The following is a 15,436-nucleotide window of genomic DNA, read 5'->3' on the forward strand; positions in this document are numbered from 1 at the left end:
CTCAGCTCACCAATGCGCACAGCGCGTTCTCCCATCGCGGCCCTGCGGGGGCCTTGCCAACTCACGTCCGTTCATAGATAGTCTCACTATCGGCAATCGATAGTGCCACTTTCCACTATCCATTCGGGGGTACCTCATGCTCACGTGGCGTTCCGCCATGACCTGGCACCGACCGCTCATGGTCTTCGCCGTGGCCATGGCCGCGCTCGTCCCGGTCTCGGTGACCGGCCTGGTGATCGACGACCGCATGCTGGCGGGCGCGCCGATCTGGCTCAAACCACTCAAGTTCTCCGTCTCGTTCGCCGTCTACGCCCTCACGCTGGCGTGGATGCTCTCGCTCCTGCCCCGCCGTCGGCGCGCCGGCTGGTGGGCCGGAACGGTCGTGGCGGCGGCGGGCGCGGTCGAGATGGTCATCATCACGACCCAGGCCGTACGCGGAAAGGGAAGTCACTTCAACGTCGCGACCACCTTCGATGAGCGGTTGTTCATGCTCATGGGCCTCACGGTCGTGCTGCTCTGGACCGGCACCCTGGTGATCGCCCTGCTGCTCTTCCGCACCCGCACGCTCGACCGGGCCGCCGTCTGGGCGGTACGGCTGGGGGCGGCCGTCTCCCTCCTCGGGCTCGCCGTCGGCGGTCTCATGCTCCGTCCGACACCGGAGCAGCGGGCCGCCGACCGACAGGGTGTCGCCGAGGTGATCGGCGCCCACAGCGTCGGTGTGCCGGACGGCGGCCCCACCATGCCGGTCACCGGCTGGTCCACGACGGGCGGGGACCTGCGCATCCCGCACTTCGTCGGCATGCACGCCCTACAGGCGCTCCCACTGCTGCTCGTGGTGCTCCTCGCCCTGGCGCCCAGGCTGCCGCGGCTGCGGAACGAGTGCGTCCGCCTGCGGCTCGTCGTCGTCGGAGCGGGCGTCCACACGGCGGCACTCGCCCTGACCACATGGCAGGCCCTGCGCGGGCAGCCGCTGACGAGCCCCGACGGTCTCACGCTCGGCGCCGCGGCGGGTATCGCCGTCCTCGGCGCCGCCGCGACCTGGCTGGCCGTCCGGGTGCCTCCCGCCGCCCCGGCGTTCCCCACCGGGGCGACGCCGTCGGCCCGGACGAAGGAGCCCGTGGCTTGACATCCTCCCCCTCCTACAGGAGGGGGGCTCCCGCCTGGCTGCCGGTGGTCACCGGCTGGGCCTTCGGGTGGGTTCCCCGTTCAACGGGCCGTGCCTGGCGTGGGATTTCCACTCCAGGACTCACCGGCCCTCCAGGGGCGTTCAGCCTCTCCGCCTGCCCGGCGGCGAGGATCACACGCGACGCATTGAGGTCACGATCATGCTCGGTACCGCAGCTCTCGCACCGCCAGGTGCGCACGTGCAGCGGCTTCTTCCCATCCACGGCCCAGCACACGTGGCACGTCTGGGACGACGGCAGCCAGCGCGAGACGACGCCGACATGGCGGCCGTACCGGGCCGCCTTCTCCTCCAGAACGTGCCGGAACATGCCCCACGCGGCATCGTGGACGGACTTGGCCGGGCGGGTGCGTGCCAGGCCGGAGACCGCCAGGTCCTCGAGGTAGACCGCTTGGTTGTCGCGGGACAGCCTCGAAGCGGTCTGATGGCACCAGTCCCTGCGCGCGTCAGCCACCTTCACATGGGCGCGGGCGACCATGATCCGGGCCCTGGCCCGATTCTTCGACCCCTTCGCCTTCCAGGCTGCCTTCCGTGCGGCCAGCGCATCGTTGTAGACCACCCGGGCGCAGCCGAACGTACGGGCCAACGCGACGCGCTGACCCGGCGTGGGCTCGATCCGGAAGGAGTACCGCAAATGCACGTGAACAACCTCACGGCCACCACCGACAACGCCCCTCCGCCCAGGAAGCGAACCGGCTTCGCCTCCCCTGCTCCGCAGGGGCTTCGCTTCCTCCCCCGGCTGAAGCCGGGAGCATCCACGAAGGAGGAGCCCCGATGACCGATCTCCTCTTCAGCCTGTCGTTCTGGCTGGCGGCTCCGGTCTGGCTGCTGATGATCTTCGCTCCCGGCTGGCGCCGCACCCGCCGCGTGGCGGCGTCACCCCTCACCGTCGTGCCGGTCCTGGCCGTCTACCTGGCGCTCGCCCTGCCGATCCTTCCGGAGCTGTGGGCGGCGGTCAGCAGCCCCTCGCGCGCCGGGTTCCAGGAGCTCCTGGTCCTCGACGCGGGCGCGGGTGCCATCTGGGCCCAGGTGATCGCCTGGGACCTCCTCGTCGGCCAGTGGATGTACCTGGAGGGGCGGCGGCTCTCCGTGCACCCCCTCCTCATGGGCCCGCTGCTGACCCTGACCATCCTGCTCTCGCCCATCGGGGTGCTGCTCTTCCTGGGCCTGCGCGCACTGCGGACGGACCGTGGCCGGCGCACGGCCGTCGGACGGTCGTCCTGACCCGGCCACGGAACCCGGTCGGGGTCGGGAACCGGCTTCCGGCCGGTGCTGGGAGTGGCGGCGCGCGGGGTGGCGTCAGGCACGCCTGCCGCCGCGGAGGGCGGGCGCGGGGCTACTCGCGCGGGCGGACGCCGAGGACGTCGAGGAGGGCGCGGGTGGCGGGGGTGGGGTTGAAGCGGCTCCAGGCCAGGCACTCGACGCGGCGCGGACCGTCGACGACGGGGACGAGCGCCAGCTCCGGGTCGTCGGCGGCGAGCGGGCGGATGAACGCCGAGGGCAGGAGGCCGACGCCGAGCCCGCGGGCGATCAGCCGGGTGATGAGCTCGGCGACGCCCGCCTCGTAGGCGACGTCGCGGGTCAGACCGGCGGCGGTGAAGGCCCGGTCGGACTGGGCGCGGGCGGGGGTTCCGTCCATGAAGTCCACGAACGTCTCCTCCGCGATCTCCTCCAGCGCGACCCGGGGCGCGCCCGCGAGCCGGTGGCCGGCGGGGACGACGAGGACGTGCTGGTCGTGGTCGAGGGCGAGGGTCTCCACCCCGGTCGGCAGCTCGCCCTCGGGCAGGCCGAGGAAGGCGATGTCCAGTTCGCCCTTGCGGATCGCCGCGACGAGCTCGTAGCTGCCCCCGGCGCGCAGGAGGACGCGGACGTCCGGGTAGCGGGCGCGGTAGCGCTGGAGCAGCTCGGGGACGTCGACGGCGGCCGTGGTGACGATGACGCCGACGGCGAGCCGGCCGCGGACGACGCCGGTCGCGGCGGCCGCGTCGGCGACCGCGCGGTCCGCGGCGGCCAGGCACTCCCGCGCGCCGGTGAGGAACGCCTCACCCGCGTCGGTGAGTTCGACACGGCGGCTGGAGCGGGCGAACAGCTTGACGCCCAGTTCGCGTTCGAGCGCGGCGATGCGGTGGCTGAGCGACGACTGCACGACGAAGCAGCGCTCCGCCGCGCGCGTGAAGTTGCGCGTCTCGGCGACGGCGACGACGTAGCGGAGCTGTTGGAGGTCCATCCATCCATGATCCTGGCTCATTGCTTGCATCGCAAACATGTGTTGGATTCATGGCCGCCTCTCGCCCAGACTTCACCCCATGCAGACCTTGACCACGCGGCACGGGGCCACCGTCGCGCTGACCGCGATCGCTCCCGCGGCCTGGGGCACCACCTACGCCGTGACCACCGAACTGCTGCCGCCCGGGCACCCGTTGTTCGCCGGGCTGATGCGGGCCCTGCCCGCCGGGCTGCTCGCCCTGGCCATCACCCGCGTGCTGCCGCGCGGGGACTGGTGGTGGAAGGCCGCGGTGCTCGGCACGCTCAACATCGCCGCCTTCTTCCCGCTGCTGTTCCTCGCGGCCGAGCGGCTTCCGGGCGGTGTCGCGGCGACGCTCGGCGCCGCCCAGCCCCTGTTGGTCGCGGGGCTGGCCATGGCGGTCCTCCACGACCGGCCGACCTCCTGGCGGTGGGCCTGGGGCGTGCTCGGCGTGGTCGGCGTCGGGCTCGTCGTCCTCGGGCCGGGGGCCGGGCTGGACGCCGTCGGCGTGCTCGCCGGGCTCGCCGGTACGGCCACCATGGCGACGGGACTCGTCCTCACCAAGCGCTGGGGCCGCCCCTGCGGGGTCGGTCCACTGACCCTGGCCGGCTGGCAACTGACCGCGGGCGGGCTGCTCCTGCTGCCGTTCACGCTCGCCGTGGAGGGCGTGCCGCAACGGCTCGACGCCGGGGCGGTCGGCGGCTACCTGTGGCTCGGCAGCGTCGGCGGGCTGATCGCGTACGCGCTGTGGTTCCGCGGGATAGGCCGACTGCCGGTCGGTGCGTCGGCGCCGCTGGTCCTGCTGTCGCCGCTGGTCGCGGCCGTCGTCGGGATCGTGCTCGGCGAGTCGCTGAGCCTGCCGCAGGCCCTCGGCTTCGCCCTGGCCCTGGCGGCCATGCTCGCCGCGCAGCTCGACCCCCCGAGCCCCTTCGGCCGCCTCGCCCGCAGCCGCGCCGCCTGACCACCGACATGCCGATGTCCAGGGAGGACACTCAGTTGACGACGCAGACAACCACGCGGATGACCATCGCCGTGCTCGGTGCCACCGGGATGGTGGGCAGCCGGGTGGTCACCGAGGCGGCCGGACGAGGACACCGGGTGCTCGCCCTGGCGCGCAGGCCCGCGAGCGACGTGCCGGGCGTGACGCCGGTCGGCGTCGACGCGACGGACGCCGACGCCCTGCGCCGGGCCCTGTCCGGCACCGCGCCGGACGCCTTCGTCCTGGCGGTGCGTTCGTTCCCCGCCGACCGGGAGTTCCTCGTCGGCGCGACCCGTACCGTGCTGGACGTCGCCGACGAGGCGGGGGCCCGGGTCCTCGTCGTCGGTGGGGCCGGAGCGCTGCGCAGCCCCGGGGACGGTGAGCTCCTGGTCGCCGACGACCCCGCGTACGTGCCCGCCGAGTGGCGGGACGTGGCCGCCGCCGGGGTCGCCCAGCTGCGGACGTGCGAGGCCCACCCCGCCGCCGACTGGGCCTATCTGAGCCCGCCCGCGCTGCTGACGCCCGGCGACCGGACCGGCCGCTACCGGCGCGGCACCGACACCCTGCTGACCGCCGCCGACGGCCGCTCGTGGATCAGCGCCGAGGACCTGGCCGTCGCCACGGTCGACGCGCTGGAGGCGCCGGGCCCCGACCGCCACTTCACGGTCGCCCACGCCGACGGGACCCCGTCGGCGTGACGGGGCGGGCCGGGCCGTCGGTGCGGGCCGGTGACGGCAGGTGCGCGGCCAGGACCTCGGCCAGGTGGTGGCCGCGGACGCCGGCGAGCTGGGTGAGCTGGGTGCGGCAGCTGTAGCCGTCGGCCAGGATCGCGGCGTCGGCGGGGGCCCGGCGGACGGCGGGGAGGAGCTGGTCCTCGGCGCAGGCGACGGAGACATCGTGGTGGCCCGCCTCGAAGCCGAAGTTGCCGGCGAGGCCGCAGCAGCCGCCGGAGAGTTCGCCGGTGAGCCCGGCCCTGGCGCGCAGGCGCCGGTCGGCGGCGTCGCCGAGGACGGCGTGCTGGTGGCAGTGGGTCTGCCCGGCGACGGGCTTGCCGACCGTGGGCGGGGTCCAGGTGGGGGCGAGCTCCTCCAGGGTTTCGGCGAAGGTGCGGACGAGCCCGGCGAGCCGGGCGGCGCGCGGGTCGCCGGGCAGGAGCTCGGGGAGGTCGGTGCGCAGGGCGGCGGCGCAGGGGGGTTCGAGGACGGTGACGGGCAGCCCGGCGTCCAGGGCGGGGGCGACGACGTCGAGGGTGCGGCGCAGGACGGCGCGGGCCTGGTCGAGTTGGCCGGTGGAGACGTAGGTGAGGCCGCAGCACACGGGCCTGGGCGGGACGGCGAGCCGTAGCCCGGCGTCGTGGAGGACGGCGACGGCGGCGGTGCCGGCGGCCGGGGAGAGGTGGTTGGTGAAGGTGTCGGGCCACAGGATGGCGGTGGGGCCGGAGGGCTGGGCCGTGCGGTCCTGGCGGCGCCACCAGCGGGTGAAGGGCTCGGGGGCCAGCGGCGGGATGTCGCGCTCGGGGGCGATCCCGGCGAGCCGTGCCGCGGCCCGCGCCAACGGGCGGACGGAGGCCGCCGCGTTGAGCAGGGGCGCGGTGCGGGTGAGGGCGGCGAGGTGCAGCCACCGCGGGAGGCGGCCCATGGCGTAGTGGGCGGCGGGGCGGCGGCGTCCGGCGTAGTGGTGGTGGAGGAACTCGGCCTTGTAGGTGGCCATGTCGACGCCGACGGGGCAGTCGGTCTTGCAGCCCTTGCAGGACAGGCACAGGTCGAGCGCCTCGTGCACCTCCTCGGACTGCCAGCCGTCGGTGACGAGTTCACCGGCGAGCATCTCGTGCAGGAGGCGTGCCCGGCCCCGGGTGGAGTGCTGTTCCTGGCCGGTGGCGCGGTAGGAGGGGCACATGACGGTGGCGCCGGAGGCGGTGGTGTCGCGGCACTTGGCGACGCCGACGCAGCGGCGGACGGCGGCGCCGAAGTCGCCGTCGTCGTGCGGGTAGGCGAAGGCGGTGGGCACGGGTTCGCGGGGCAGGACGGCGAAGCGGAGGTTCTCGTCGAGCCGGTGTGGGCGGGCGAGCACGCCCGGGTTGAGGGCGCCGTCCGGGTCCCAGGCGTCCTTGAACCGCTCGAAGAGGGCGACAAGCTCGGGCCCGTACATGGCGGGGAGGAGCTCCGCGCGGGCCTGGCCGTCACCGTGTTCGCCGGAGAGCGAGCCGCCGTGCTGGACGACGAGGTGGGCGAGGTCCTCGGAGAAGGCGCGGAAGCGGGCGATGCCGGGCGGGGTGAGGAGGTCGAAGTCGATGCGGACGTGGATACAGCCGTCGCCGAAGTGGCCGTAGGGCAGGCCGCGCAGGCCGTGGGTGCGCAGGAGGGCGCGGAAGTCGGCGAGGTAGGCGCCGAGGCGGGCGGGCGGGACGGCGCAGTCCTCCCAGCCGGGCCAGGCCTCGCTGCCGTCGGGGAGGCGGGTGGCGGTGCCTGAGGCGTCCTCGCGGACCCGCCACAGGGCGCGCTGGGCGGCGGGGTCGACGAGGAGGAGGTGATCGGTGGTGCCCGGGGCCGCGGCCCGGCACAGCCGCCGGGCGGCGGCCTCGGCCTCGGCCGGGGTGTCGCCGCCCAGTTCGGCGAAGAGCCAGGCCGCGCCGCGGGGCAGTGAGGCGCGGGCGGCGGGGGTGACGAGGTCGGCGGCCATGCCCTCGACGGTGAGGGGCCCGTGCGGCAGGAGGCCGACGGCGGCCTCGGCGGCGGCGCTCTCGTCGGGGTAGCCGAGGACGGCGAGCACCCGGGCGCCGGGGGCGGGGACGAGCCGGACGGTGGCCTGGGTGAGCACGCCGAGGGTGCCCTCGCCGCCGGTGAAGGCGCGGGCCCAGTCCTCGCCGTGCTCGGGCAGGAGGGCGTCGAGCGCGTAGCCGGAGATGCGCCGGGGCAGTTCGGGGAAGCCGGTGCGCAGGCGGGCCAGCTCGCCGTGGACGAGGGCGCGCACCGAACTGCGCAGCGGCTCGGGGACCTCGTGGCCGCCGGGGGCGAGGCGGACGGGATCGCCGCGGTAGGTGAGCACGTCGAGGGCGTGGACGTTGTCGGCGGTGGTGCCCCAGGCGACGGAGTGGGAACCGCAGGAGTTGTTGCCGATCATGCCGCCGAGGGTGCAGCGGCTGTGCGTCGAGGGGTCGGGCCCGAAGGTCAGCCCGTGCGGGGCGGCGTGGGCGCGGAGGGTGTCGCAGATGACGCCGGGCTGGACGACGGCGGTGCGGGCCTCGGGATCGATGTCGAGCACGGCGTTCATGTGCCGCGTGAAGTCCAGGACGACACCGGTGCCGGTGGCCTGCCCGGCGATGCTCGTGCCCGCGCCCCGGGGGACGACGGGGACGCCGTGCTCACGGCAGACGGCGAGCGCCGCGGCGACGTCCTCGGTGTCCTCGGGCGCGACGACGCCCACGGGCACGCGGCGGTAGTTGGACGCGTCCATCGTGGTCAACGCCCTGCTCGCGGCGTCGAACTCGACGTCCCCCCGTACGGCTTTCCGAAGCTGCGCTGCCAGTCCCATGCACCCCAGCGTGCACCCTCGGGGCGCCGCGGGGCGACGGTGTGGCGACGGCGCGTTGCGGCGCGGCGCACTGTCGGGGGCTTGCTCGCCGGCCCCGGGAGGGGGCGGCCGTTACGCGTCGGGCCCGGACGGCTCCGGCCCGTCCGCCCCGGACGGCCCGGGAGAACCGGACGGCCCGGAGCCCTCCGGGCCGGACGGCCGCGCGGCACGGCGGATGGCGGCGTCCCGGGCGCGGACGTAGAGCAGGCCGACGAGGCCGAGACCGCCCCCGGCGAGACAGCTCCACAGCCACCACGTGTGGCCGTGGTCGGCGAACCAGCCGTAGAAGGGGAGCTGCGCGAGGAAGAGCACGAACCAGGCAGCCGTGCCGACGGCGACGGTCAGCACGACGTTGCCCTCCAGCGGCTCCGGTGCCTCCCGGTCGTCGTCCAGCCAGGTCCTCAGACGCATCACGCGGCCAGCCTATCGGTCGCCCGGACGGCGGCGTGATGTGAGGCGCACCGCAGTACGGGAGGGGGATTCGCGCTCACCGGAATCATTTGTTCATACTGCAACCACCCCCGTTGAGACGACGCACGTCGTAGCTTCCTCCAAGAGGTATGTGCCTGATGTCCGCTCCGGCTGCCGCCGCCACGGCCGACGGTTCCCCCACGCCGCCCCCCGCCGGCCCGCTCGACCGCTTCTTCGGCGTCACCCGACGCGGCTCGACCTACGGTCGCGAGATACGCGGCGGACTGGCCACGTTCTTCGCGATGGCCTACATCATCGTGCTGAACCCGATCATCCTCGGCGCCGGAACGGACAAGTACGAGCAGCAGCTCGACAACGCCCAACTCGTCACCGCCACGGCCCTCATGGCCGGACTGACGACGATCCTCATGGGGGTGATCGGCAACGTCCCGATCGCCCTCGCGGCGGGGCTCGGCATCAACGCCGTCGTCTCGCTCCAGCTCGCCCCGCAGATGAGCTGGCCGGACGCCATGGGCATGGTGTGCCTGGCCGGGCTGGCGCTGCTCGTCCTGGTGGCCTCGGGGCTGCGGGAACGGGTCATGGACGCCATCCCCGGCGGCCTGCGGCGGGCCATCGCCATCGGCATCGGGCTGTTCATCACGCTCATCGGGCTGGTGGACTCCGGCTTCGTCACCCGCAACCCCGACGACGCGCACACCACCGTGCCGCTCGCCCTCGGACAGGGCGGGCAGCTCCAGGGCTGGCCCGTCGTCGTCTTCGTCGCCGGACTGGCGCTGATGGCCGTGCTCGTGGTGCGCAGGGCCCGCGGCGCGATCCTGCTGAGCATCGCCGTGACGACGGTCCTGGCCGTGGCCCTCAACTCGGTGGCGACGATCCCCGACGAGGCGTGGGGCCTGGCCGTGCCGAGCCTGCCCGACCAGGTCGTGAGCATGCCGGACTTCGGGCTCATCGGCGAGGTCAGCCTCTTCGGCGGCTTCGCCGAGGTCGGCGTCCTCACCGGCTGCCTGTTCGTCTTCACCGTCCTGCTGTCCGGGTTCTTCGACGCGATGGGCACGATCATCGGCGTCGGCGAGGAGGCGAAGCTGACGGACGAGGGCGGCCGGCTGCCGGGCATGGGCCGCATCCTCATGGCGGACGGCATCGGGGTCGTCGGCGGCGGTTTCGGCTCCTGCTCGGCCAACACCTGCTTCGTGGAGTCCACGGCGGGCGTCGGCGAGGGGGCCAGGACGGGCATGGCCAACCTGGTCACCGGCGGACTGTTCCTGCTGGCCCTGGTCTTCACACCACTGGCCACGGTGGTGCCCTCGCAGGCGGCGACCCCGGCCCTCGTCGTCGTCGGCGTCCTGATCATGGCGGCGAACGTCAGGGAGATCGACTGGAACGACCTGACGGTCGCCGTCCCGGCCTTCCTGACCATGATCGCGATGCCGTTCACCTACAGCATCACCAACGGCATCGGCATCGGCGTCCTGGCCTTCATCCTGCTGCGCGCCGGAACCGGGCGGCTACGGGAGGTCCCGTGGCTGCTGAACGCCGTCGGCGCCTGCTTCCTCGTCTACTTCCTCCTCGACCCGATCGAACAGCTCCTCGGCCTCCGCTGAGCCCGGCCCGCGGGCGCGGTCAGCGCAGCAGGTGCCGGCGGGCGAGGCGCATGACCTCGTCGCGGCTGCGGCCCCGGTGCTCGGCGGCGATGAAGTACGTGCCGATCCGCAGGGAGAACGTGATGAGGGAGCGCACCTCGGCCTCGACCTCGTCGTCGCAGATCGCGTCGAACAGCGAGCGCAGGTAGTCCATGCGCCGGTTGTCGACGCGGCGCAGCCGTTCGGCGACACTCTCGTCACGCCGGGCCCAGTCGCGGATCGCGAGTTCGACGGGTGCGCCCTTCGTCGGGGCGTCGGCGGCCTCGGCGTTCTCGACGTAGGAGAAGAGCCGGTCCAGCTTCTCCCGGGCGTCCCCGCCCCCGCTCTCGACCGCGTCGATCACCTCCTCGGTGACCTCGCGTTCCCAGGTGTCGAGCATGTCCTCGAGCAGGGCGCCGCGGTTGCGGAAGAAGCCGTAGAAGCCGCCCTTGCTCACGCCGAGCGCCTGGGCCAGCGGCTCGATCCGGACGGCGTCGACCCCGCCCGCCGCCAGCGCGCGCAGCCCCTCCTCGATCCACCTGCGCCGAGGCGTGCGGATCGCGCCCATGACGGTGCCTCCTCCCACGTCCGGACCCCGTCCATACGGTGCCGTATAGATCAGTGCTAGCCTCGATGTATACGGCATCGTATAGATAGGGGCCCGTGCATGAGACTCCCCCGCACCGCGCACACCGCCCGCCCGTGGCGCATCCACCAGATCGCCGACGACTTCCACCTCGAGGACGTGTGGGCCCTGCCCACCCCCGGCGGCCCGGACGACCTCGACCGCCTGGTCCGCCAGATCTCCGGCGGCGTCCCGCGGCGCCCGGGCCGCCGCGAGTCGACGTACCCGTCGCCCGTCGAGGGCTTCCTGCCACGCCTGCTCTTCGCGGTCCGCTGGCGGCTGGGCGCCCTGCTCGGCTGGGACGACCGCGAGGCCGGCCCGGGCCACCGCGTCCCGAGCCTGCGGGACCGGCTCCCCACCGACCTCCGCGAGGGCCCCCGGGGCCCCGACCTCGCCAACGCCCCCTTCACCTCGGTCTTCCAGACCCACGACGAGTGGGCGGCCGAGATGGCCAACCGCACCTGCCACGCCGTCATGCACATCGGCTGGGTCCCGGACGGCCGGGGCGGTCACCGCGGCCAGATGGCCGTCCTCGTCAGGCCCAACGGACGGCTCGGCCGTCTCTACATGGCCGCGATCAAGCCCTTCCGCTACCTCGGCGTCTACCAGGCACTGCTACGCCAGATGGGGCGCGAGTGGCAGGCCGGCTCCCCCCGGACGGCGGCGGGCTGACGCCGGGTCGGCCTTCCGGACGGGTGCGCTGACCACCCCGCGCGCGACACCGGCGAAGGTGTTCGCATGGGAACCCTAGAAGCCTTCCAGAAGCTGGCCCCGGTACTGCTGGCCTTCGGCTGCGGCGTCGTGCTGGCGCGACGGAAGGTGATACCGGCGGAGAGCTCCAAACAGTTCGCCGACTACGCCTTCCTCTTCGCCGTCCCCTGCTACCTGTTCGGCAACATCCACAGCTCCGACCTCGCCCGCCTCTTCGACTGGCGGGCGATCACCGGGTACGCGGCCGCGGCCTGCGCCGCCCTCGTCCTGGCCGGGCTCCTCGCCCGGTCGTTCGGGGTCCGCACGCCGCGCGGCGTGGCGCTGCGCCTCATGGCGGCCGTCCAGGTGAACACCGCGTACTTCGCCGTGCCCGTGTTCATCATGCTGTTCGGAGATGCCGCACCGATCTTCCCGGTGTTGCTCTTCCAGGTGTGCGTCCTGTCGCTCGTCGTCCTATCCGTCATGGAGATGGGCCGCCCGGGCCGGGTCGGCGGCCCCGGCGCGCGACTCCTGACCTCGGTCCGGGCCTCCCTGCTCACGCCCGTGGTCATCGCCTGCAACGCGGGCATACTCCTCAATCTGCTCGCCGTGCGGATGCCGGAGGTCGTGCTCGACTCCTTCGCCTTCGTCGGTGACAGCGCCTCGCCGGTGGCGCTGTTCGCGCTGGGGCTGCACCTGGGCGGCAGCGGGATCGCGCTGAGGGGCACCACGCGTGAGGAGCTGGGGCTCATCGCCTTCAAGTGCGTGGCCTTCCCGCTGCTCACGTACACCGTGTGCCGCTACGGCTTCGGTGTCGACGGGGAGTGGCTGGGCTACCTCGTGCTGATCGCCGCCATGCCCGCCCCGCAGAACCTGTTCATCTTCGCCCAGCGCTACGGCGTCGACGTCCACCTGTCGGCCGCCGTCGTCGTCAAGAGTTCGATGCTCTCCCTCCTGCTGCTGCCGCTGTGGGCGCAGTGGGTGACGCGCTGAGCCCGGCTCGCTCAGGTGCCGTAGAAACGTTCCGTCTTCTCGACGCAGGCCCGGAAGCGCTGGTCGAAGTCGTCGCGGGCGAGGGTGCGCAGGACGTAGTCCTGGAGGGTCATGCGGCGTCGGGCGGCGTGCTGGGTGAGGCGACCCAGGAGCTCGTCGTCAATGCGGAGGGTCAGGACGCGTGACGTCATGCCGACCACGGTCGGGGTTCGACCGATGTGATCGTCCGGCTTTCCCCGGCATCTCACCCGTTCGTGTGATGAAGGGAACGGTAAACCCACTACTTGTTAGTTCAGGTAATGAGTTAACCTAAACACCATGCCGGATCTGTCCAGCGGTGCTGACGCCGCAGCCGTGAACGCACTCCGTTCCTCGGTCATGCGGCTCTCGCGCCGCCTGAAGCACCAGCGGGTCGACGAGTCGCTGAGCCCCACCGAGATGGCCGTCCTGGGCACCCTGGCCCGCTGCGGCTCGGCCAGCCCGGGCGAGCTGGCCCGCCGCGAGCACGTCCAGCCACCGTCCATGACCCGCATCGTGGCCATGCTGGAGGCCAAGGGCCTCGTCCGGCTGGACCCGCACCCGGAGGACCGGCGACAGAAGATCGTCACCCAGACCGAGCGGGCGGAGTCCATGCTGGAGGACGCCCGCACCCAGCGGAACCGCTGGCTGGCCGAACTGGCCGGCGGGCTCGACGAAGACGACTGGGCGAAGCTGCGCGAGGCCGCGCCCGCGCTGGAGAAGCTCGCACACCTGTAGGACGCACACCCAGCGAGGAGGCGAAACACTCTTGAGTACGGGACCCGGAGCAGACTCCGCACCCGCACCGAACGAACTCCACCACCACACCACCACCGGCGCCGCTCCCGCCACCGCCGCCGACGCCACCACCGGTCACACCCCGAGAAGCGGGCCGACCGGGGCGACGAGGCCGACGCGGGACGCCCACACCGCGGCCGAGGCCGGCCGCGCCGCGGGAGCCGACCGCACCGCGAAGGCCGACCGCACGGCGGCCGGGGCCCGTGCCGGTGCGGCGCCCCGCTCCGGCGCCGACGCCGAGCCCGGCGCCAAGCCCTCGATGTTCAGCTCCCTGCGGGTACGCAACTACCGCCTGTTCGCCTCCGGCCAGCTCGTCTCCAACACCGGCACCTGGATGCAGCGCATCGCCCAGGACTGGCTGGTGCACAGCCTCACCGGCTCCGCCACGGCCGTCGGTCTCACCGTCGCCCTGCAGTTCCTGCCCATGCTGCTCTTCGGCCTCTACGGCGGTGTCATCGCCGACCGGTGCGCCAAGCGTCGGCTGCTGCTCCTCACCCAGGCGACGATGGCCCTCACCGGGCTCGCGCTGGCCGTGCTCACGCTAAGCGGCTCGGTGCAGGTCTGGCACGTGTACGCGCTCGCCTTCGCCCTCGGCCTCGTCACCGTCGTCGACAACCCGGCCCGGCAGACGTTCGTCGCCGAGATGGTCGGTCCCGGCCAGCTGCGCAACGCCGTCTCCCTGAACTCCGCGAACTTCCAGTCCGCGCGGCTCGTCGGGCCCGCCGTCGCCGGCGTCATGATCACCGCCGTCGGCAGCGGCTGGGCGTTCCTGATCAACGGCCTCTCCTTCCTCGCGCCCATCGCCGCCCTGCTGCTCATGCGCCAGGCCGAGCTGAGCCCCGTCGAGCCCGTCCCGCGGGCCCGGGGGCAGCTCCGCGAGGGACTGCGCTACGTCCGCGGCCGACCGGAGCTGCTCTGGCCGATCATCCTCGTCGGCTCCATCGGCACCTTCGGCCTCAACTTCCCCATCTGGCTCACCGCCTTCACCGAGCACGTCTTCGACCAGGGCGCGGGCGTCTACGGCCTGCTCAACGTGCTGCTCGCCGCCGGCTCCCTGGCCGGTGCCCTGCTCGCCGCGCGCCGCAACACCTCCCGCATGCGCCTGCTCGTCGGCTCCGCCGCCGCCTTCGGCGCCCTGCTCGGCGTCGCCGCCCTCACCCCGTGGTTCTGGCTCTTCGCCGGCCTGATGGTGGCCGTGGGCATCATGGGACTGACGTTCAACGTCACCGCGAACTCCAGCATCCAGCTCGCCACCGACCCCGCGATGCGCGGGCGGGTGATGAGCCTGTTCATGATGGTGTTCGTCGGCGGCACACCGATCGGAGGCCCCATCATGGGCTGGATCACCGACACCTACGGGCCGCGCGTGGGGCTCCTGGCCGGCGGCCTCGTGTCCGTCCTCGCCGCCGGCCTCGTGGCGCTGGCCCTCGCCCGGACGGCCGGCCTGCGGCTGAGCATGAACCTGCGCCGGGGCAGCCGCCTGGTCGCCTTCGTCCCCCGGACCCCCGAATCCGCGGCGCGGCCCGGCCCCGCCGGACCCGGACCCGCCGGACCCGGCCCCGCCGGGGACCCGGTGGCTTCGGCGCCCGCGACCGCCGGGGCCACGGCCACGGGAGCGGCGTCATGAGGCTCTTCGCCGCGCTGCTGCCGCCCCCGGACGTCGTCACCGCACTGAGGCGGCGGGTCGCGGAACTGACCGAGCTGCCCGGTGCCGAGGCCCTGCGCTGGACGAGGCCGCCCGGCTGGCACCTCACCCTCGCCTTCTACGGCGAGATCCCCGAGGACGTCGCACCCGAGCTGGCCCTGCGCCTGGAGCGCGCCGCACACCGCCGCGCCCCCCTGGCGCTGCGGCTGCGCGGCGGCGGGCACTTCGGCGACCGCGCCCTGTGGGCCGACCTCGCCTACGGGGACCCCGACCACCGCACGCATCTGCGCCGGCTGGCCGGCTCCGCGGCGGCGGCGGGCCGGCGCGTGGGGGCACCCGAGGCCGAGCGCCCCTTCCACCCCCACCTCACCCTGGCCCGGGGACGCCCCCGGCGGCCGACGCCGCTGGGCCCCTTCGTCGAGGCGCTCGCCGACTTCACCGCTCCCCCGTGGCCCGCTGAGCGCGTCAGCCTCGTCCGCAGCCACCCGCCGCGCTCCGGCGTGCCGGGTGAGCAACCCCACTACGAGGAGCTGGCCTCCTGGCCGCTGGGCGGCTGAGCCGGGCCGCTACCGTGGACAGCGTGAACGCCAAGATCAGAACGCGTGTGGTGACGGTGGGCCTCCTGCTGATGTTCGCCGT

16 protein-coding genes are annotated in these 15,436 nt (G+C 73.7%); 10 read left to right on the forward strand and 6 right to left on the reverse strand.

The window, feature by feature from the left end:
• The first annotated feature begins 157 nt into the window (after window positions 1–157).
• Window positions 158–1,126, forward strand: a complete 969-nt coding sequence (locus tag HPT28_RS08265; RefSeq protein WP_257578247.1) for a hypothetical protein — start codon at window positions 158–160, stop codon at window positions 1,124–1,126.
• Between the two features lie 13 nt (window positions 1,127–1,139).
• On the opposite strand, the gene HPT28_RS08270 is transcribed toward HPT28_RS08265, so the two are convergent.
• Window positions 1,140–1,823 (reverse strand): RNA-guided endonuclease TnpB family protein, encoded by a 684-nt coding sequence (locus HPT28_RS08270; RefSeq protein WP_219090306.1) that lies wholly within the window; start codon window positions 1,821–1,823, stop codon window positions 1,140–1,142.
• A gap of 134 nt (window positions 1,824–1,957) precedes the next feature.
• Here HPT28_RS08270 and HPT28_RS08275 point away from each other — a divergent pair, with 134 nt between their 5' ends.
• Window positions 1,958–2,407: an ABA4-like family protein gene (locus tag HPT28_RS08275; RefSeq protein WP_219090307.1), complete on the forward strand. Its 450-nt coding sequence runs from the start codon at window positions 1,958–1,960 to the stop codon at window positions 2,405–2,407.
• A gap of 112 nt (window positions 2,408–2,519) precedes the next feature.
• On the opposite strand, the gene HPT28_RS08280 is transcribed toward HPT28_RS08275, so the two are convergent.
• Window positions 2,520–3,410 carry a LysR family transcriptional regulator gene (locus HPT28_RS08280; RefSeq protein WP_219090308.1) on the reverse strand — a complete coding sequence of 297 codons (891 nt, stop codon included), beginning with the start codon at window positions 3,408–3,410 and terminating at the stop codon, window positions 2,520–2,522.
• Window positions 3,411–3,489: 79 nt separating this feature from the next.
• Here HPT28_RS08280 and HPT28_RS08285 point away from each other — a divergent pair, with 79 nt between their 5' ends.
• Together HPT28_RS08285 and HPT28_RS08290 are read left to right on the forward strand one after the other, a co-directional pair.
• Window positions 3,490–4,389, forward strand: coding sequence for an EamA family transporter (locus HPT28_RS08285; RefSeq protein ID WP_219090309.1), 900 nt, complete (start codon window positions 3,490–3,492; stop codon window positions 4,387–4,389).
• A 59-nt stretch (window positions 4,390–4,448) separates the two neighbouring features.
• Window positions 4,449–5,105: an NAD(P)-dependent oxidoreductase gene (locus HPT28_RS08290; protein ID WP_219090353.1), complete on the forward strand. Its 657-nt coding sequence runs from the start codon at window positions 4,449–4,451 to the stop codon at window positions 5,103–5,105.
• Here HPT28_RS08290 and HPT28_RS08295 read toward each other — a convergent pair.
• Both HPT28_RS08295 and HPT28_RS08300 read right to left on the reverse strand, forming a co-directional pair.
• Window positions 5,068–7,938 carry an FAD-binding and (Fe-S)-binding domain-containing protein gene (locus tag HPT28_RS08295; RefSeq protein WP_219090310.1) on the reverse strand — a complete coding sequence of 957 codons (2,871 nt, stop codon included), beginning with the start codon at window positions 7,936–7,938 and terminating at the stop codon, window positions 5,068–5,070. The genes HPT28_RS08290 and HPT28_RS08295 overlap by 38 nt on opposite strands.
• 111 nt (window positions 7,939–8,049) lie before the next feature.
• Complete coding sequence (locus HPT28_RS08300; protein ID WP_219090354.1) at window positions 8,050–8,388, reverse strand: DUF2530 domain-containing protein; 339 nt, start codon at window positions 8,386–8,388, stop codon at window positions 8,050–8,052.
• A 158-nt stretch (window positions 8,389–8,546) separates the two neighbouring features.
• On the opposite strand from HPT28_RS08300, the gene HPT28_RS08305 reads away from it, so the two are divergent.
• Window positions 8,547–10,010 (forward strand): NCS2 family permease, encoded by a 1,464-nt coding sequence (locus tag HPT28_RS08305; protein ID WP_219090311.1) that lies wholly within the window; start codon window positions 8,547–8,549, stop codon window positions 10,008–10,010.
• 19 nt (window positions 10,011–10,029) lie between these two features.
• Here HPT28_RS08305 and HPT28_RS08310 read toward each other — a convergent pair whose 3' ends face one another.
• Window positions 10,030–10,596, reverse strand: coding sequence for a TetR/AcrR family transcriptional regulator (locus tag HPT28_RS08310; protein WP_219090312.1), 567 nt, complete (start codon window positions 10,594–10,596; stop codon window positions 10,030–10,032).
• A gap of 99 nt (window positions 10,597–10,695) precedes the next feature.
• Between HPT28_RS08310 and HPT28_RS08315 the strand changes: the two genes are divergently transcribed.
• Entirely contained in the window at window positions 10,696–11,325 is a 630-nt protein-coding gene (locus HPT28_RS08315) for a DUF2867 domain-containing protein (RefSeq protein WP_219090313.1), read from the forward strand.
• Window positions 11,326–11,391: 66 nt separating this feature from the next.
• Window positions 11,392–12,336 (forward strand): AEC family transporter, encoded by a 945-nt coding sequence (locus HPT28_RS08320; protein ID WP_219090314.1) that lies wholly within the window; start codon window positions 11,392–11,394, stop codon window positions 12,334–12,336.
• Between the two features lie 11 nt (window positions 12,337–12,347).
• On the opposite strand, the gene HPT28_RS08325 is transcribed toward HPT28_RS08320, so the two are convergent.
• Window positions 12,348–12,527 carry a ribbon-helix-helix protein, CopG family gene (locus tag HPT28_RS08325; protein ID WP_219090315.1) on the reverse strand — a complete coding sequence of 60 codons (180 nt, stop codon included), beginning with the start codon at window positions 12,525–12,527 and terminating at the stop codon, window positions 12,348–12,350.
• Window positions 12,528–12,654: 127 nt separating this feature from the next.
• Here HPT28_RS08325 and HPT28_RS08330 point away from each other — a divergent pair, with 127 nt between their 5' ends.
• From HPT28_RS08330 to thpR, 3 genes are read left to right on the forward strand one after another with little or no spacing between them, the layout of a single operon-like run.
• On the forward strand, window positions 12,655–13,092 hold the full coding sequence (locus tag HPT28_RS08330) for a MarR family winged helix-turn-helix transcriptional regulator (RefSeq protein WP_219090316.1): 438 nt from the start codon (window positions 12,655–12,657) through the stop codon (window positions 13,090–13,092).
• Between the two features lie 31 nt (window positions 13,093–13,123).
• Window positions 13,124–14,779, forward strand: a complete 1,656-nt coding sequence (locus HPT28_RS08335) for an MFS transporter (RefSeq protein ID WP_257578249.1) — start codon at window positions 13,124–13,126, stop codon at window positions 14,777–14,779.
• Window positions 14,776–15,354 (forward strand): RNA 2',3'-cyclic phosphodiesterase, encoded by a 579-nt coding sequence (gene thpR, locus HPT28_RS08340; RefSeq protein WP_219090317.1) that lies wholly within the window; start codon window positions 14,776–14,778, stop codon window positions 15,352–15,354. The genes HPT28_RS08335 and thpR overlap by 4 nt, the downstream gene beginning before the upstream one ends.
• Window positions 15,355–15,436 lie beyond the last annotated feature (82 nt).

Origin of the sequence: Streptomyces sp. JJ38 (genome assembly GCF_019303475.1) — a bacterium.
Classification (GTDB): Bacteria; Actinomycetota; Actinomycetes; order Streptomycetales; family Streptomycetaceae; genus Streptomyces.